The following is an 18,912-nucleotide window of genomic DNA, read 5'->3' as shown; positions in this document are numbered from 1 at the left end:
CCCGGCGCGCCCGGGAGGACGAAAGGAGCCAAGATGGCCAAGGGATTCAACATGGGCGGCATGAACCGCAACCAGATGATGGCGCAGGCCCGCAAGATGCAGGAGCAGCTCATCGCCGCGCAGCAGAAGGCCGCCGAGACCGAGGTCACCGCGAGCGCGGGCGGCGGTGCCGTCAAGGTGACGGCCACGGGCGACATGCGCCTGACTTCGCTCGCCATCGCCCCCGACGCGCTCGACCCCGAGGACGTCGAGATGCTGCAGGACATGATCCTCGCCGCCGTGAACGACGCCCTCGAGTCCGCCGAGCGCATGGCGAGCCAGCAGATGAGCGCCGTCACGGGCGGCCTCAACATCCCGGGCCTCTTCTAGGGCGGTCTTCGGGATGATCGACCCGGTCAACGATGGTCGCGCGCTCCAGCGGCTGCTCGACGAGCTCGGCCGACTGCCCGGCGTGGGGCCGAAGTCAGCCCAGCGGATCGCCTACCACCTCCTCGAGGCGGATGCCGAGGAGGCGCGCCGCCTCGCCAACGCGATCCTCGACGTGAAGCAGCAGGTTCACTTCTGTCCCGTCTGCTTCTCGTACGCGACGCGCGACACCTGCGACGTCTGCGCCGACGGAACGCGAGACCGCGCGTCCATCTGCGTGGTCTCAGAGCCGCGCGACGTCACGGCCATCGAGCGAACGGGCACGTACCACGGCCTCTACCACGTCCTCGGCGGCGTCATCAGCCCCATGGACAAGATCGGGCCGGAGCAGCTGCACGTCCGCGAGCTGCTCGCCCGCCTCGCCGACGGCACGGTGGACGAGGTCATCCTCGCCACCAACCCGGACGTCGAGGGCGAGACCACGGCGACCTATCTGGCCCGCGTCATCCGCCCGCTCGGCGTGCGCGTGACGCGGCTGGCGAGCGGCCTGCCCGTGGGCGGGGACCTTGAGTATGCAGACGAGGTGACCCTCGGCCGCGCCATTGAGGCGCGCCGGGAGGTCTAGCTAAGGGGGAAGCGCAATGGCTGACGGACAGAGGAGGCGTCCCGCTCATGGTGCGCCGCAGGCCTCGGCACGAGGGGCGCGAGGGCCCCGCGCCGCCGGGGCGCGCCAGCGCCTGGCAAGCGACTCCGACCGGATCTCCACAATCCGGGCGGGGCAGGGCGCCCGGGTCACCACGAGGAGCAACGCCGCGGAGGCGGCGGGCCGTGCGCGCCACAACGCCGAGGAGCGCTACTACGAGCGCCACCCCGAGGCCCGCTCCGCGCATGGCGGCCCGAGGCGCAGCCGCAAGAACGTCGTTCTTCTCGTCCTCGCCGCGCTGGCGGCCATGATTCTCGTCTTCTTCCTCGGTCGCTGCGCGGCCGCGGTGCTGAGCCCCTCCTCAGAGGAGGCCGCCCCACAGCAGGGCCACGGTCAGACGGCCCTCACCGACGCGGAGCGCGAGTACCAGGAGCAGCAGACGGAGCATGACGCCGGGTCGGAGCAGACGGGCGTCGACGGCACCGTCTCGTACGAGGGCGTCACCTACGCCCTGCGACAGCTTGACGACGGCGGCATGGGCCTCGTCCGCGTTGGCTCCGACGGCGCCGACGAGGTTCTCGCGGAGCTGGAGGGCACGCCCATCGCCCTTGTCCGCCGCGCGGAGACCCTGCTCGTCCCCGAAAACCGCGACGGGGCCTGGGACGTGGTCTGCTACGTGATCGGCGGCCACGGGTCCGCCACGTACGTCGCCGGTCAGGACGGCTCGATGGTCCAGGGCGTGGGGGAGGCCACCTCGGTGGAGCTCTCCGGAGCCACGCTGCGGGTGACGGACGCGTCGGGCTCGGTCACGGAGGTCGCCCTCGAGTAGGCCATGCGGGCAGGCGTGCAAGGGGGGCGTGCAAAGGGGACAGGCACTTTCGCGCGGCACGCCGTGCGAAAGTGCCTGTCCCCTTTGCACGCCCCCTTCGAAAAAAATCGGCAGGAGGAAGATTTTTTCAAAATTCCTCTTGCCAGAGAGGGGCGACCTATGTAAGAATAGCTTCCGCGCAAGGCGAACGGGGTGTTAGCTCAGCTGGTTAGAGCGCCGGCCTGTCACGTCGGAGGTCGAGGGTTCGAGTCCCTTACATCCCGCCATTGCACCGTACGAGGGGCCCTTCGGGGCCCCTTTCTCGTATGTAAACTCATCGTCCGGTGCCTGGTTTTTTCACTCTCAAATGCTCATCTCGGGGTATCATATTCACATCAGTTTTGAATCTGACGAGGGAACGAGGATGGACCCCAGCGCCGAGCAGACCACATACCGCGTCGCCGTCTTCGACTTTGATGGGACCTCCATCCGGGGGCAGTCGGGCGCGCTCTTCACCGAGTACCTGATCCTGAACGGCGCGATGTCCCTGCCCAGGGCGCTGAGGCTGATCTGGTGGGGCGTCCGCTACAAGCTCCACCTGCCGTATCGTCAGGACGAGGCCAGGGAGCTCGTGCTCGGCTCCCTCAAGGGACGCAGCGCCAGCGAGGTGGACGCCCTCATGGTGCGCTTCCACGACAAGGTGCTCGTTCCGCGCTATCGCACGCAGGCGCTCGCCGAGGTGCGTCGCTGCCACGACGAGGGCCTGGTGACCCTTCTCGTGTCCGCGACCTTTGACGCCATAGCGGCCGCCGCGGCCAAGAGAATCGGGTTCGACGGGTATGCGGCCACGCACATGGAGCGTGACGATCAGGGAAACTACACGGGCGCCGTGGACGGTCCCGTGGTGGCGGGCGACGAGAAGTACCGCGCCGCAGCGGCTTGGTGCGATGCCCGCCTGGGGGTCGGGCGCTGGGAGCTCGCCCGCGCCTACGGCGACCATCACAGCGACAAGGACCTTCTCGCCCGCGCCGAGACGGCCGTTGCGGTCTGCCCGGGCAAGACGCTGAGGCTGCTCGCAAAGCGCCGCGGCTGGCAGATTCTCAACTGGAACGCGTAGGTTCGATCGGCGCGGGGGAGGCGCCGAGGGGAGGAGCCATGGAGATATCACGGAAGACCGATTACGCGCTGCGCATGCTCGCCGCGCTCGTGAGCGACCCGGACGGGATCATCTCCGTCCGCACGGCGGCCAAGGAGAACAGCATCCCGTACTCCTTCGCCCGCTCGATCCAGCACGACCTCGCCCTCGCGGGGATCGTCGAGAACTCGCGCGGCGCCGCGGGCGGCATGAGGCTCGCCGTGGACCCGCGCGAGACCACCTTGCTCCAGCTCGTTGAGGCGGTGCAGGGCCCCATCATCGTCTCGGGCTGCGCCACCGCGCTCGACGGCACCGAGCCGTGCCCGCGCCGAGGAGCCTGCCGCTTCACGTCCGTCTGGTGCAACGCCGAGCGGATGCTGCACCAGCTCTTCTCGTCCGTCACCCTGCACGAGCTTGTGGTGGAGCGCCGCTCGCCGGTGTTCCGGGGTACCTTCGAGCTCGTCGACGAGGGTGCGGCGCGCGGCGCCGCGCACATCGAGGGGGCTGCGTGAGCGAGCCCTCGGAACACGGGCGCCCTGCCCTGGAAGACTTTCGCGCCCTCGTGCTCGAGCGCGGGCGTGAGCTCTACCGTGACCTTCCGTGGCGTCGCACGCGCGACCCCTATGCCATCTGGATATCCGAGGTCATGCTCCAGCAGACCCAGACGACGCGCGTTGACGGGCGCTGGCAGCGCTGGCTCGAGCGGTTCCCCACGGTGGACGCGCTCGCTGCGGCGGACGCCGCTGACGTGCTGGACGAATGGCAGGGCCTCGGCTACAACCGCCGGGCCCTCTCCGTCCTGCGCGCGGCGCGGGCGGTCTCGGCCGCGGGCGGCGTGATGCCCGACGAGGCCGCCGCCCTCGAGGCGCTGCCGGGAATCGGGCCGGCCACGGCGGCGGGCATACGGGCCTTCGCCTTCGACCTGCCCGGGGTCTACCTCGAGACCAACGTCCGCACCGTCTTTCTCCACGAGCTCTACCCGAGCGCCGAGTCCGTTCCCGACCGCGAGCTGGTGCCGCTCGTGCGGGACACCTGCCCGCCGGACGCGAGCGATCCCGAGGATGACCCGCGCACCTGGTACTACGCCCTGCTCGACTACGGTGCCTACCTCAAGCGCACCGTTCCCAACCCGTCGCGACGCTCGCGCGGGCACACGCGCCAGTCGCGCTTCGAGGGCTCGCACCGGCAGAAGCGCGCGGAGCTGCTGCGCGTTCTTCTCGCCCACCGAGGGGACGGGCCCGGCGGCGCAGACTTTGAGACGATTTTCCAGGAGCTCGTTAGCGCGGAGCTCCGGGCGGGTAGAAGTGCCATAGGCGAGCCGGACGTCCGGGCACTTCTCGACGAGCTCGAACGCGAGGGATTTTGCCATAACGACTGTGGCATTTGGTACGTCTAAATGATACAGTGTCCTAATACCGGGCAGAGGGCCCGGCGCACGTCGAGCGTTCCCGAGAGGGGACAGGAGAGGAGTTCCAATGGCCGTTGACTTTGAGAGCTCGCAGACGAAGAAGAACCTCGAGGCTGCCTTCGCCGGCGAGTCCCAGGCTACCAACAAGTACGCCTACTACGCGAGCAAGGCCAAGAAGGAGGGCTACGAGCAGATCGCCGCGATCTTCACCGAGACCTCTGGCAACGAGAAGGAGCACGCCAAGCTCTGGTTCAAGTATCTCCACGGCGGCGAGGTGCCCGACACCCTGACCAACATCAAGGACGCCGCGGCGGGCGAGAACTACGAGTGGACCGACATGTACAAGGGCTTCGCCGAGACCGCCGAGGCCGAGGGCTTTGCCGAGATCGCGGCCAAGTTCCGCATGGTCGGCGAGATCGAGAAGCACCACGAGGAGCGCTACAACAAGCTGGCCGAGCGCGTCGAGAAGGGCGAGGTCTTCGCTCGCGAGGGCGTCAAGGTCTGGAAGTGCCGCAACTGCGGTCACCTGCACGTCGGTGCCGAGGCCCCCGCGGTCTGCCCGGTGTGCAACCACCCGAAGGCATACTTCGAGGAGCAGGCCCTGAACTACTAGTCGCCTGACCTGACACGCACGCGGGAGGCCCCGACTTCCACGCAGGACCGCGCTTTGCGGAGTGTCCTGCCAAGGAGGTCGGGGCCTCTCGCGTGCGCAGCGCGCAAAGGGGACAGGCACTTTTCCACGCTTTCCACGGCGCGGGGCAATCCGCGCGCGCCCAGGGCGTGGGGGCCTGCCTGCGTCGCATTGCTTCGCCGCCCCATTTCCCGCACTCGCCGCCTTTTCGTGGACATGTGGTTGACGTAGGCATCACAATGAGTGTTGTCCTGTGCACTGACCTTCGAGGAGCCTGACATGGAATCTCTTGACAGCACCCTCTATCTGAGCAACGACGACCTGTTCCTGCTCGCAAGTGGAAAGTGGTACCGGAGCTACGAGAAGCTGGGCGCCCACCCTGCCGTGGATGACGACGGGACGAGCGGCTACCACTTCGCCGTCTGGGCGCCCGACGTCAAGAGCGTGCACGTCATCGGAGACTTCAACGGGTGGGACGAGCAGGCCAACCCGCTCTCCTGCTCCGAGACCGGCGGCGTCTGGCAGGGCTTCGTCCCCGGCATCGGTCACGAGGCGCTCTACAAGTACCTGATCGAGACCGCGGACGGCCGCAAGCTCTACAAGGCCGACCCGTACGGCTTCTACGCCGAGCAGATTCCGGGTACCGCGTCGCGCACCTTCGACCTCGCCGGCTATGACTGGGCCGACGGCGCCTACATGAAGGCGCGCGCCAAGCGCGACATGTTCAAGGAGCCGCTCAACATCTTTGAGGTGCACCTCGGCAGCTGGCGCCGCCACGGTGACGAGCCGCAGGGCGAGCCCCGCCCCGACGGCACGTATCCCGGCCCCGGCGACCCGTTCCCCGCGCAGCGCGGCGTCGTCTACTCCTACGACGACCTCTCCGTCGAGCTGGTCGCCTACGCCAAGGACATGGGCTACTCGCACGTCGAGGTCATGCCCGTGAACGAGCACCCGTTCGACGGCTCCTGGGGCTACCAGCCCACCGGCTACTACGCCGCCACCTCGCGCTACGGCAACCCCAAGCAGTTCATGCACTTCATCGACGCCTGCCACGAGGCCGGCATCGGCGTGATCCTCGACTGGGTGCCGGGCGGCTTCTGCGCAGACGCCCAGGGCCTCGCCACCTTTAACGGCGAGATGCTCTACGAGCACAAGATCCACCCCAACTGGAGCACGCATCAGTTCGACTACTCACGCGGCGAGGTCCGCAGCTTCCTCGTCTCCAACGCGCTCTTCTGGGCCGACCTCTTCCACGCCGACGGCATCCGCATGGACGGCGTCTCCTCGATGCTCTACATGAACTTCGGCATCGACGACCCCGGCCAGAAGCGCTTCAACGAGAAGGGCACCGAGGAGGACCTCGACGCCTCCGCGTTCATCCGCCAGACCAACGAGGTCATGGGCAAGTTCCATCCCGACGTCATGATGATCGCCGAGGAGTCCACCGCCTGGCCGCTCGTGACCTACCCGCCCGAGGACGGCGGCCTCGGCTTCCACTTCAAGTGGGACATGGGCTGGATGAACGACACCCTGCACTACATGCAGACCGACTTCCCGTGGCGCCCGGGCAACTACCGCATGCTGACGTTCTCCTCCATGTACCAGTTCAACGAGAACTTCATCCTGCCGCTCAGTCACGACGAGGTCGTCAACGGGAAGTGCTCGCTCATCACGCGCATGCCCGGCGACTACTGGCGGCAGTTCGCCGGCATGAGGGCGCTCGCCTTCTACCAGGTCACGCACCCCGGCGGCAAGCTCAACTTCATGGGCAACGAGATCGCCCAGTTCATCGAGTGGCGCTACTACGAGGGGATCCAGTACTTCCTCGCCGAGCAGTATGAGACGCACCGCCACCAGCAGCAGTTCGTCCGCGACCTCAACCGCTTCTACAACGACAACGCCGCGCTCTGGCAGCGCGCCTTCGCCTCCGAGGGATTCGAGTGGATCGACGCGGACAATGCCGACCAGTCGATCATCTCGTTCATCCGCAGGGGCGACAAGCCCGGCGACGAGCTCGTCATCCTCATCAACTTTGACGTAAACGCGCGCGAGGACTTCCGCATGGGCGTGCCCGAGTGGGGCGTCTACGAGGAGATGTTCAACTCCGACGACGAGCGCTACGGCGGCTCCGGCGTCATCAACACCGGCAAGCTCAAGTGCCAGGACGAGCCGTGGAACGGCCGCGAGCAGTCCCTCGTGGTGCGCGTTCCGCCGCTCGGCGGCATGATTCTCAAGAAGACGGGCACGCTGCGCCGCCCGGCGAAGAAGAAGCCTGCGGCCAAGGCCACCAAGACCGCTGCCAAGGCGGTCAAGACGGCCGAGAAGGCGGCGCCGAAGAAGCCCGCCGCAAAAAAGCCCGCGGCCAAGAAGGCGACGTCTTCCGTAAAGGCGGCGTCATCGAAGAAACCCGCCGCTAGAAAAACGACGAAGGCGGAGTAAACTTTTATGGGGCCACCCGACGGGTGGCCCCAGATGGGTGGCGGCCAAGCGACAGCCGATGCCCTCGTGCGGGACCGTCTCGCACGCCCCCGAGTTCTTGTCGCCCGACGCTAGGAGAGGCTTTGACTGACAACAAGATTTTTGAGAACGAGCAGGACTTTGTCGAGCAGTACCGCGAGGCGTGCGTCGCGCGCTACGGCACGCCCTTCGAGGGCCTTGCCGACCACGAGCGCTTCTACGCCCTCGCCGAGCTCATCGCCAACAAGGGCCGCGCCATCTTCCCGGAGTCCCACCCCAAGGGAGCCAAGAAGGTCTACTACTTCTCCCTCGAGTTCCTCCTCGGTCCCCTGCTTGACAACTATCTGATCAACTTCGGCGTCCGCGACCTCGTCGCGAAGGGCGTCAAGGAGATGGGCGCCGACCTCGACGCCCTCTGCCGCCAGGAGGTCGATCCCGGCCTCGGCAACGGTGGCCTGGGCCGCCTGGCCGCGTGCTTCCTCGACTCCATGGCCCACGAGGGCATCGCCGGCTACGGCAACGGCATGCGCTACCGCTATGGCCTCTTCCGCCAGTACATCGAGGGCGGCCGCCAGGTCGAGCGCACGGACAACTGGCTTGCGGGCGGCTTCCCCTGGGAGACCCGCAAGGACGGCAGCGCCGTGCTCGTCCGCTTTGGCGGCGAGGTCGTCCGCCACGAGGAGGACGGCAAGTTCTGGTTCACCCAGGAGGGCGGCGAGGTCGTCCGCGCCGTCCCGTACGACGTGCCCATCATCGGCTACGGCGGCAAGGTCGTGAACAAGCTGCGCCTGTGGTCGGCCGAGCCCTACACCGAGGACTTCGACCTCGACGCCTTCAACGCCGGCGACTACGCGCGCGCCAACAAGTTCCGCTCGGACGTCGAGGCCATCTCCACGATCCTCTACCCCAATGACGCCGGCGAGCACGGCCGGATGCTGCGACTCAAGCAGGAGTACCTCTTCGTCTCCGCCGGCCTGCAGACGATCCTGCGCACCTACGAGCGCGAGTTCGGTCCCGACTGGGAGCACCTCGGCGAGCACGTCTGCGTCCACACCAACGACACGCACCCCGCCATGTGCGGCCCCGAGCTCATGCGCATCCTCGTTGACGAGAAGGGCGTGGGCTTCGACGAGGCCTACAGGATCGCCAAGGAGACGATCTCCTTCACCAACCACACGGTCATGCCCGAGGCGCTGGAGAAGTGGCCCATCAACACCTTCCGCAACCTCCTGCCGCGCCTCTACATGTTCATCGACGAGGTCGACCGCCGCTACCGCGAGAGCCTGTCCAACCACCTCTCGCCGAACGAGGGCAACTGGACCGACGTCCTGAGCAAGACCGCCATCCTCTGGGACGGCCAGGTCCGCATGGCCAACCTCTCGATCATCTTCTCGCACTCGATCAACGGCGTCTCCGCGCTGCACACGCAGATCCTCAAGGACAGCGTCTTCCACGAGTTCTACGAGATGATGCCGCACCGCTTCAACAACAAGACCAACGGCGTGACGCACCGCCGCTTCCTCGCGGAGGCGAACCCGGCCTACGCAAAGCTCATCACCGAGGCCATCGGCGACGGCTGGATGACCGACGCCATGGAGCTCGAGAAGCTGCTTCCCTTCGAGGGGGACGCGAGCTTCCTCGACGGCATGGAGGCCGCCAAGAAGGCCGACAAGGAGCGTCTGGCCGCCTACGTCAAGGAGACCTCCGGCGTCGAGCTTGACACCAACATGGTCTTCGACGTCCAGGTCAAGCGCTTCCACGCCTACAAGCGCCAGCTCCTCAACGTCTTCAAGGTGCTCGACCTCTACAACCGCATGCTCAAGGACCCGGGCTACAGCCCGCGCCCGACGGCCTTCATCTTCTCGGGCAAGGCGGCCCAGAGCTACACCTTCGCCAAGGAGGTCATCCGTCTCATCAACTCGGTCGCCGACGTCATCAACAACGACGAGCGCGTGAACGACAAGATCAAGGTGGCCTTTGTGCCCAACTTCGCCGTCTCCAACGCGCAGCTCATCTACTCCGCCGCGGAGATCTCCGAGCAGATCAGCGTGGCGGGCGCCGAGGCCTCCGGCACCTCCAACATGAAGCTCATGATGAACGCGGCGATCACCCTTGGCACCCTCGACGGCGCCAACATCGAGATCTCCGAGCTCGTGGGCCCCGAGAACATCAAGATCTTCGGCCTGCACGCGGACGAGGTCGACGCGCTTCGCGCCAGCGGCCGCTACTACGCCTGGGACATGTACAACGGCGACCGCGACCGCGTCGGCCGCATCGTGGACATGCTGACCGACGGCACGCTCGCGCGGCTCTCCGGCAACTTCGACAGCATCCACGACTACCTGATGGTCGACAACGACCCGGATCTGGTCCTGCGCGACTTCCACTCCTACGTCCAGGCATGGGAGGAGCTCACCGGATCCTACGGCGACCGTCTCGCGTGGAACAAGGCGGCGCTCCACAATACCGCCAAGGCCGGATATTTCTCTTCTGACCGAACTATCCGTGAGTACATGACGGATATCTGGCACATTTAGGCTTACGTGCGGGGGTCCTCCGCGGCCCCCGCGTCTGGTAGTCGAAAGGAGTGGGGGTATGAGTAAGAAAGAGTGCATCGCAATGCTCCTGGCAGGCGGTCAGGGCAGCAGGCTCGGTGCGCTGACGAGCAACGTCGCAAAGCCGGCGGTTTCCTTCGGCGGGAAGTTCCGCATCATCGACTTTGCCCTCTCGAACTGCGCCAACTCGGGCATCACGACGGTGGGCGTCCTCACGCAGTACCGTCCGTACCTGCTGCACAGCTACATCGGGACGGGTGAGGCGTGGAACCTCGACGAGCGCGGCGGCGGCGTCTCCATCCTCCCTCCCTACGCGACCCAGACCGGCGGCGCCTGGTACGAGGGCACGGCCGACGCCGTGACCCAGAACCTGGGCTACATCGAGACCAACGATCCCGACTACGTCCTCATCCTGTCCGGCGACCAGCTCTACCGCATGGACTATGACGACATGCTCGAGACGCACAAGAAGAACAACGCCGACCTCACCATCGCCGTCATGCCGGTGCCCTGGGAGGAGGCCTCCCGCTTCGGCATCCTGACCGCCGACGAGGACGGCCGCATCAGCAAGTTCACCGAGAAGCCCAAGAAGCCCGATTCAAACCTCGCCTCCATGGGCATCTACATCTTCACCGCCGACCTTCTCGTCGAGACTCTGAAGGAGGACGCCAACGACCAGAACTCGAGCCACGACTTCGGCGGCGACATCATCCCGAAGCTCCTCGAGGCCGGCAAGCGCCTCTACACCTACAAGTTCGAGGGCTTCTGGCGTGACGTCGGCACCATCTCGAGCTACCACGAGACGAGCATGGACCTCCTCGGGCCCAACCCCGCCTTCGACATCTTCAGCAACGAGTTCCCCATCATGAGCAACTCGTCCACCCGCCCGCCCGCGCTCGTGGGCAAGGACGCCACCATCGACGACTGCCTCGTCTCCAACGGCTGCCAGGTCTACGGCACCGCCAAGCACTCGATTCTCTCGACCGACGCCTACGTCGGCGAGCGTGCGACGGTTATCGACTCGGTGCTGCTCCCGGGCGCGAGGGTCAAGGATGGGGCCCACGTCGTGCGCGCCATCCTCGGCGAGAACTCCGTCGTGGAGGAGAACGTTAGCGTCGGCAGCGTCGACCAGACGAAGGACACCGCCGTCATCGGCAACGACGTCGTGGTCGGAAAGGGGGAGAACTAATCATGGAGAAGGTCATCGGCCTTATCACCTGCAACTACTCGGCAAAGGAGTCGACCGCGCTCACCGAGAGCCGCCCCGTGGCGTCGCTGCCCTACTTCGGCCGCTACCGCCTCGTCGACTTTGCCCTCTCCAACATGGTGAACTGCGGCATCCGCACCGTCGGCATGGTCATGCCGTACAACTACCGCTCCATCATCGACCACGTGGGCTCCGGCAAGGACTGGGATCTCGACCGCAAGAACGGCGGCCTGTTCATCCTGCCCGGCTCCGCCTTCGGCACCTCCCGCACCGGCGCCCGCTTCCTGCTGCGCGACCTCGTCCACAACAAGGCGTACTTCACGCGCAGCACCTCCGACGCCGTGTTCTTCTCGACCGCCAACTTCGTGTTCAACGCCGACCTCAACAAGGTCTATGACGCGCACAAGGAGTCTGGCGCCGACGTCACGGTGATCGTCAAGACCGCCTCCGAGAAGGACGCCGACGTTACCGCCTTCGACGTCGAGGACGGCCGCGTCTGCGGCGTGCACCACGGCGCCAACTTCGGCGAGACGATGTTCCTCGACTGCTTCGTCATCAACCGCCAGCTCCTGCTCGACATGTTCGACTGGTACGGCCCGACGGACTACCTCGACCTCTTCGAGGCCATGTCCGGCGACTTCGGCCGCGTGAACGTGCGCACCTACGAGTACGACGGCTACGTCGCGCCGATCTTCAACAAGCGCTCCTACTTCCGCGCCAACATGGACCTGCTCGACCCGCGCATCACCGCCGAGCTCTTCCCCGATGAGCGCACCGTCAAGACCAAGACGCACGACACGCCGCCCGCCAAGTTCGAGGTCGGCTCCCACGTGCTCAACTCGGCCGTCTCCTCCGGCGACCGCATCTACGGCAGCGTGAGCGACACAATCCTCGGCCGCAACGTCATCATCGAGGCCGGCGCCACCGTGCGCAACTCGATCGTGATGCAGGGCTGCGTCGTCAAGAGCGGCGCGCGCGTCGAGAACGCGATCGTGGACCGCGCCAACGTCGTCCCCGCCGGCACCGAGCTCAGGGGCACCCCTGAGGACGTGCTCATCAAGGAGAAGTCTCGCGACTAGTACCGAGGGAGAACCACCGTGTCAACCAATGCCAAGCGCAGGAAGTTGAGGGTGCTCTTCGCGTCTTCCGAGGCCGTCCCGTTTGCCAAGTCGGGCGGCCTCGGGGACGTCGCCGGCTCCCTTCCCCGCGCACTCAAGCACGCCGGCGCCCGCGTCGCCGTCATCCTGCCCAAGTACTCCACGATTCCGCAGGAGTACCTCGACCAGATGAAGCACGTCACCGAGTTCTACGTGCCGCTCGCCTGGCGAAACGAGTACTGCGGCATCGAGAAGCTCTCTATGCAGGACCTCGACTTCTACTTCATCGACAACGAGGCCTACTTCAAGCGTGACAGCCTCTACGGCTATTTCGATGACGGCGAGCGCTTCGCGTTCTTCTCGAAGGCCATCTGCGAGGCCATCACCAAGGTGCCCGAGCTCGAGTGCGACGTGCTGCACTGCAACGACTGGCAGACGGCGCTGTGCTGCGTGTTCCTGCGCGAGTTCTACCAGGACGTCCCGCAGTGCGCCAACGTGAAGACCATCTTCACGATTCACAACGTCAAGTTCCAGGGCCAGTACAGCGACGAGATGCTCGAGCAGGTGCTCGGCCTCGCCCACATCCCGGCCGCCCGCGACCAGCTCCGCTGCGACGAGCGCTCCATCAACTTCATGAAGGGCGCCCTGCTCTACACGGACTTCCTCACGACGGTGAGCCCGAGCTACGCCTACGAGCTGCAGATGCCGTTCTACGGCGAGGGCCTTGACGACATCTTCCGCCGCCGCTCGGGCCAGCTGCGCGGCATCCTCAACGGCATCGACCAGTCCATCTGGAACCCCACGACGGACTCGATGATTCCGGCCAACTACTCCGCCAAGGAGATCGAGGGCAAGGCCGAGTGCAAGCGCGCCCTCCAGGAGGAGCTGGGCCTCAACCAGGACCCCACGCGCCCGCTCGTGGTCTCGATCGGCCGCCTCACGGACCAGAAGGGCCTCGGCCTTGTCCGCTACGCGATGGACCACCTCATGTCCCGCGGCGTCCAGGTTGCCATCCTCGGCACGGGCGACAAGGACCACGAGGACGCGTTCCGCTACTTCGCGGCCAAGTATCCCGGCCAGATGTGCGCGCGCATCGCGTTTGACAACGCGCTCTCGCACCGCATGTACGCCGGCGGCGACCTGCTGCTCATGCCGTCCGAGTTCGAGCCCTGCGGCCTCTCCCAGATGATCGCCATGCGCTACGGCACGCTTCCCGTGGTGCGCGAGACGGGCGGCCTGCGTGACTCGGTCGTCCCGTACAACAAGTACACCGGCGAGGGCACGGGCTTCTCGTTTGCCAACATGAACGGCGATGAGATGGCCGACACCCTTCTCGGCGCGTGCGAGATCTTCTGGACCGATCCCGACGCTTGGTCTAACCTGATGCAGCAGGCCATGGCGACAGACTTCAGCTGGCGCCGCGCCGCGAACGACTATATGGACATCTACCACGACCTCCATCCGGAGATCATTCGGTACAACAAGCGGAGAGACAGGTAAGCTTGAAGGCACGTCACGTCACATCCGAGCCGGAGTACAGAAGTCCTTTCGGTGCCGTCCAGTTGGGCGGCACCGTTTCGCTGTCCATAGACGTGTGGGGGGACGACGTCGTCTTCTGCACGCTGCGCATCTGGACGGACGCCCACGGCGAGGAGCTCATCGAGATGCACGGCTCCCTCAAGGGGGACTGCCTGCGCTTCTCGGCAAACTATCGGCCGGCTGAGACCGGCGTCGTCTGGTACAGCTTCGACATCGAGGCCAAGGACGGCTCGGTCTGGCGCTACGGCGCCAAGCCGGGCTGGACCACGGGAGAGGGCGCCTTCGCGTACGGAGACCCGCCCTCGTTCCAGATCACCGTCTACGTCCCGCGCGCGGAGCAGCCCCGCTGGTACCGCGACGCGGTGGTCTACCAGATCTTCCCTGACCGCTTTGCGCGCGGCGCGGACTGGGAGGAGCGCGCCAAGACGCTCGACCGGCCGCGCAAGGGGCCGGGGCACCGGCTCGTGGACTGGGACAGGCCCGTCGACTACGAGCGCACGCCGGAGGGCGGCATCGCCGTGTGGGACTTCTACGGGGGGACTCTCGAGGGCATCCGCGAGAAGCTCGAGTACCTCGAGGACCTCGGCGTGACGGCAGTCTACCTCAACCCCATCTTCGAGGCCTCCTCCAACCACCGCTATGACACGGCGGACTACCTTGCCATCGACCCTCTGCTGGGCACCGAGCAGGACTTCAGCGCCCTGTGCGTGGACGCCGAGGACCGGGGCATCTCCATCATCCTGGACGGCGTCTTCAACCACTCCGGCCAGGACTCGCGCTACTTCAACTCATATGGGAACTACCCTGACCTCGGCGCCTACCAGAGCCCTGACTCGCCCTATCGCGGCTGGTACTTCTTCAACGAGGACGGCACCTACGCGGGCTGGTGGGGCAACGGCGACCTGCCGGCGCTCAACGAGGACAACCCTGACTACCACGAGCTCATCTGCGGCCGGCGCGGCGTGGTGCGCAAGTGGCTGCGCGCCGGCGCGCGCGGCTGGCGCCTCGACGTGGCCGACGAGCTCTCGGACGAGTTCATCGAGGACATCAAGCGCGCGCTCGTCACGGAGCGCCCCGACGGCGTGCTGATCGGGGAGGTCTGGGAGGACGCCTCCAACAAGCTCGCCTACGGCAGGCTCCGTCAGTACTTCCAGGGTCGTGAGCTCGACGGAACGATGAACTACCCGTTCCGCACCGGCGTCCTCGCCTTCCTGAGGGGGGAGATCGGCGCCCCCGAGCTTGCCGCCCGCCTCGAGCAGCTGCGCGAGAACTACCCGCGCGACAACTTCTACTCGTCCCTCAACCTCCTGGGCAGCCATGACCGCGAGCGCCTCTTCACCGTGCTCGGCGGGGCCCCGGACCCGGACTCCATCCCGGAGGCGGAGCGTGCCGGCTGGCATCTCCCGGACGACCAGGTGGGGCTTGCAAAGGCGCGCCTGTGGGTTGCCGCGCTCCTGCAGATGACGCTTCCTGGCGTCCCTTGCATCTACTACGGCGACGAGGTCGGCCTCGAGGGCCTGCGGGACCCGTACTGCCGCGGGAGTTTCCCGTGGGACGGTAGCCGCGGGCACGCCGACTGCCTCCTGACGTATCGCAACGCCATCGCCATCCGCCGCACGCTCCCCGTGCTCGTGGACGGCGAGTTCGAGCCCTTCTCATTTGGGGAGGACGTCTTCGGCTTCTGGCGGACGGGGGCGGAGGAGAGCGTGTGCGTCCTCGTCAACGCGAGCCTCTCCGAGGCGCACGACGTCAAGGTCCCCATGGTGGGCGACCTCGTCACGGATGTGGTCTCGGGGCGCGCGCCCAAGGTCGAGGGCGGCCAGGCGTCCACGTTCCTGTGGCCGCTCGGCACGTCGGTCCTTCACTTCCATCGCGCGCGGCGTCTCCAGCTCCCGCTCGATCGGGGCATGGGCGTGCTCTGCCACATCACCTCGATCCCCAACGGCGGCAAGCCGGGCACCCTCGGCGCCCCCGCCCGCCGCTTCGTTGACTGGCTCGCCGACCATGGCCAGAGCTACTGGCAGGTCCTCCCCGTGAACCCCACGGACGAGTACGGATCTCCGTACGCGGGCGTCTCCGCCTTTGCGGGCAACACGGACCTTCTCGAGAAGGACGTGGCGACAACGCTCACGGGTCTCGAGAAGATCGGCGCCTCTGAGGACTACCTCGAGTTCTGCCAGGAGAACGACTACTGGCTGACGCCCTATGCCACCTTCCGCGCCATCAAGGAGCTCTTCGGCGAGGGGCCGTGGCAGAGCTGGCCGGCGCGCTATCGCCACTATAGCCCGGCGCTCACGCGCAACCCGCGCATCGCGGCCGCCGTCGAGAACCACCGCCGCCTGCAGTACGCTTTCGACCGTGAGTGGCGCGACCTGCTCGACTACGCGCACGCGCGCGGCGTGCAGGTCATCGGCGACATGCCCATGTACGTCTCCGGCGACTCCGCGGACGTCTGGAGCGAGCCTGACATCTTCGACCTCGACGAGTCGGGGCACGCGCGCCGCCAGGCCGGCGCCCCCGGAGACGCCTTCGCCCCCGAGGGCCAGGTGTGGGGCAACCCCACCTACCGATGGGACATCCTGCGCGAGCAGAACTACGGGTGGTGGCTCCGTCGCTTCAGTCGCATGCTGGCGCTCTACGACTACGTGCGGCTCGACCACTTCATCGGGTTCTCGTCGTATTTCTCGGTGCCGTCCGGAAAGCCCGCGAGCGAGGGCTCCTTCGCATTTGGACCGGGAGCGGAGCTCTTCGAGGCGGCGCACCGCCAGTTTGGCCCGCTGCCGTTCATCGCGGAGGACCTCGGCGCCATCACGCCGGCGGTCCGCGCGCTCATGAGCTCGACCGGGTTTGCGGGCATGGATGTGGTGCAGTTCTACGACGGCGACGTCCGCGAGTCCTACGAGCCCCGGCCCGAGACCGTGGTCTACACCGGAACGCATGACAACCAGACGCTTCTGGGCTTCTGCGAGAGTCGCTTCGGCGTTGAGGGGGAGGACGCTGCTGCGCTCGCGGACGCGGTCCTGCGCCGCGCGCTGGCCTCCGCGGCCGACGTGGCGATCGTGCCGCTCCAGGACGTGCTCGGCCTCGACGACGAGGCGCGCCTCAACGTGCCCGGCATCGCGGGCGGCTGGCGCTGGTTCGCGGACGCCGAGCTCGTGGAGGCCGCGGGCGCGCGGCTCTCCGAGCTCGTGGAGGAGTCCGGCCGATAAGACGTGCAAAGGGGACGGGCGTGCAAAGGGGACAGGCACTTTTGCACGGTCCCGTGCAAAAGTGCCTGTCCCCTTTGCACGCCCGTCCCCTTTGCACGGCCCCCGCACGCAGAAATGTCGCCACACCCCCGCAGGGCGGGTACGCGGGGTTCTCGCGACGTTTTACGGCGAAGAAATGTCGCCACGGCCCCGCATGCTGACTCCGTGGGGCCCTCGCGACACTCCGGGGCCACGCGCACCTGACAGCTTACGAGAAGAGCAGCCATTTCCAGGCGGGGACCTGGTGGATGCGCCCAAAATCGGACTCGTGGGTGGCATCAAGCCCGTTCCCGACGACGAGCACCCCTTCTTCAAGGCCCGTCTCCCGCATGGCCTCCCAGAGCGCGCGCAGCTCTCGCTGCGCCGTGACGGGGTCGTCCATGGATTCCGTGACCTGCACGAGTTGGGTCGGTGCTTCATCGAGGATATCCCCGACGACAAAGTCCACCTCAAGACCGCGCCCTTTGGTACGCAGGGTCGAGATGGTGCCCTCGCGTCCTCCCGGGTTTCTGCGGCGAAGCTCAAGATACACGGCATCTTCCAGGCGCTGCCCCCGGTCATTGACGCCCGCGCGGCTGTTGGCGAGGGCAAGCCCTGGGTCAATGGCGTACACCTTGGGCTGCGCCGTCGTGCTTTCAGAGAGGGAGCGGGTGAACTCCTGCACCGGGAAGACGAGATAGGCCTCCTCAAAGTATCCGAGCAGGTCGGCGAGATAGCCTCGTCCCGTCGCGAGCCCCGCCGAGCGCAGGTCATTCTCGGCCTTGCGCACGGAGAGTTGGCGTGCGTTCAGCCCCATGAGCCTTCGCGCAAAGGCGGAGGCAACGCGAGGGCGCGCAAGATTGTGGCGTTCCACCACGTCGCGCGCCACGACCCGCTGCGTATATGACTGGAGCAAGGCGCTGGCCTGAGGTCGGGGAAGCCCCTGCGCTGCGGGGAAGCCGCCGCTGACGAGGTAGGCGTCGAGGCTTGCCTGCAGCCGCGCAGCCTGTGCCGCCGTCTGGATGTGGGCCCTCAGGCTCGGGGCCAGGGAAGGGTCCTGCGCCACAATCTCACGGAAAGAGAAGGGCAGAAGCTCAAAGTCGATCGCCCTGCCGCGAAACTCCGTCGCGATCTCCGACGAGAGCATCTTTGACGAGGAACCGCTCACGTAGATGGTCGCCTTCGTCGTATCCACTATGCGGCGCAACCAGGAGCCCCAGCCCTCCATCTCCTGAAGCTCGTCGAAGAACAGATACAGGCCGTCCTCCTCGGCGAGGCCGGGGTGAAGGTAGCGGAAGGCCTCGATAACCTGGTCTCCCGTCGCGGGCACAACGCGCCCGAGGCGGTCATCCTCAAAGTTGAAGTAGCAGATGCGCTCCTGTGGCACGCCGGCACGCATCAGGTCGTCCATCTCCTGGAAGAGGCGGTAGGACTTTCCCGATCGCCGCATGCCGGTCACGACTTTCACAAGGTTGCCCGCGCGCGGCGGTAAGGCGGGCCCCAGGTCAAGATTGCGCCTGATGATGGGGCGATAGAGGTCAAGAGAGAACTCTTGAAGAAGCGCGGCAACGGTCTCATTCATGGCGATTCCAAACTGGATGCTTGTCAATCCAAAATGGGATATATTGGCAATATAATGTTACCAAAATTGGCCATGTGAGGGCGTGCGAAAGGGACAGTCGCTTCTGCACACGTTTTTCAGTGTGCAGAAGCGACTGTCCCTTTCGCACGCCGCCCCCTGCGGGGCGGATATGCGGGGCCTCGCGACGCTCCCCGGGATGGAGGCCTCGCACCGGGCGAGAAGAACCTGTGCACGCACCGCGCTGCGGGTACAATAGT

General features: G+C 66.5%; 14 protein-coding genes and 1 tRNA gene. 14 read left to right on the top strand and 1 reads right to left on the bottom strand.

The window, feature by feature from the left end:
* The first annotated feature begins 33 nt into the window (after positions 1–33).
* From BQ7391_RS01630 to BQ7391_RS01565, 14 genes are all read left to right on the top strand, one after another.
* Positions 34–369: a YbaB/EbfC family nucleoid-associated protein gene (locus BQ7391_RS01630; protein ID WP_200799560.1), complete on the top strand. Its 336-nt coding sequence runs from the start codon at positions 34–36 to the stop codon at positions 367–369.
* 13 nt (positions 370–382) lie between these two features.
* Positions 383–991 (top strand): recombination mediator RecR, encoded by a 609-nt coding sequence (gene recR, locus BQ7391_RS01625; RefSeq protein ID WP_075279013.1) that lies wholly within the window; start codon positions 383–385, stop codon positions 989–991.
* Positions 992–1,007: 16 nt separating this feature from the next.
* Positions 1,008–1,838 (top strand): hypothetical protein, encoded by an 831-nt coding sequence (locus BQ7391_RS01620; protein WP_075279012.1) that lies wholly within the window; start codon positions 1,008–1,010, stop codon positions 1,836–1,838.
* Between the two features lie 189 nt (positions 1,839–2,027).
* Positions 2,028–2,104 (top strand) — tRNA-Asp (locus BQ7391_RS01615).
* Positions 2,105–2,241: 137 nt separating this feature from the next.
* On the top strand, positions 2,242–2,934 hold the full coding sequence (locus BQ7391_RS01610; protein WP_075279011.1) for an HAD family hydrolase: 693 nt from the start codon (positions 2,242–2,244) through the stop codon (positions 2,932–2,934).
* A gap of 38 nt (positions 2,935–2,972) precedes the next feature.
* The gene (locus BQ7391_RS01605) at positions 2,973–3,464 is read left to right on the top strand and encodes an RrF2 family transcriptional regulator (RefSeq protein WP_075279010.1); all 492 of its coding nucleotides are present in this window, start codon (positions 2,973–2,975) and stop codon (positions 3,462–3,464) included.
* Entirely contained in the window at positions 3,461–4,348 is an 888-nt protein-coding gene (locus tag BQ7391_RS01600) for an HhH-GPD family protein (protein ID WP_200799559.1), read from the top strand. Before BQ7391_RS01605 ends, BQ7391_RS01600 begins: the two co-directional genes overlap by 4 nt.
* 79 nt (positions 4,349–4,427) lie before the next feature.
* Complete coding sequence (rbr, locus tag BQ7391_RS01595) at positions 4,428–4,973, top strand: rubrerythrin (protein WP_075279009.1); 546 nt, start codon at positions 4,428–4,430, stop codon at positions 4,971–4,973.
* Positions 4,974–5,270: 297 nt separating this feature from the next.
* Complete coding sequence (gene glgB / locus BQ7391_RS01590) at positions 5,271–7,430, top strand: 1,4-alpha-glucan branching protein GlgB (RefSeq protein ID WP_075279008.1); 2,160 nt, start codon at positions 5,271–5,273, stop codon at positions 7,428–7,430.
* Between the two features lie 122 nt (positions 7,431–7,552).
* On the top strand, positions 7,553–9,985 hold the full coding sequence (locus tag BQ7391_RS01585) for a glycogen/starch/alpha-glucan phosphorylase (protein WP_075279007.1): 2,433 nt from the start codon (positions 7,553–7,555) through the stop codon (positions 9,983–9,985).
* A gap of 58 nt (positions 9,986–10,043) precedes the next feature.
* Positions 10,044–11,192: a glucose-1-phosphate adenylyltransferase gene (locus tag BQ7391_RS01580; protein ID WP_075279006.1), complete on the top strand. Its 1,149-nt coding sequence runs from the start codon at positions 10,044–10,046 to the stop codon at positions 11,190–11,192.
* A gap of 2 nt (positions 11,193–11,194) precedes the next feature.
* Entirely contained in the window at positions 11,195–12,289 is a 1,095-nt protein-coding gene (gene glgD / locus BQ7391_RS01575; protein WP_075279005.1) for a glucose-1-phosphate adenylyltransferase subunit GlgD, read from the top strand.
* Positions 12,290–12,307: 18 nt separating this feature from the next.
* Complete coding sequence (gene glgA, locus BQ7391_RS01570) at positions 12,308–13,807, top strand: glycogen synthase GlgA (protein ID WP_075279004.1); 1,500 nt, start codon at positions 12,308–12,310, stop codon at positions 13,805–13,807.
* 62 nt (positions 13,808–13,869) lie between these two features.
* Positions 13,870–17,055 carry a 4-alpha-glucanotransferase gene (locus BQ7391_RS01565; protein WP_235858601.1) on the top strand — a complete coding sequence of 1,062 codons (3,186 nt, stop codon included), beginning with the start codon at positions 13,870–13,872 and terminating at the stop codon, positions 17,053–17,055.
* Between the two features lie 247 nt (positions 17,056–17,302).
* On the opposite strand, the gene BQ7391_RS01560 is transcribed toward BQ7391_RS01565, so the two are convergent.
* Positions 17,303–18,655, bottom strand: a complete 1,353-nt coding sequence (locus tag BQ7391_RS01560; RefSeq protein ID WP_075279002.1) for an ATP-binding protein — start codon at positions 18,653–18,655, stop codon at positions 17,303–17,305.
* Between the last annotated feature and the right edge of the window lie 257 nt (positions 18,656–18,912).

The organism is Thermophilibacter provencensis (assembly GCF_900128445.1).
Lineage (GTDB): Bacteria > Actinomycetota > Coriobacteriia > Coriobacteriales > Atopobiaceae > Thermophilibacter > Thermophilibacter provencensis.
Note: the sequence above shows the minus strand (reverse complement) of the source record. Positions and strands in the feature narration are given on the sequence as shown.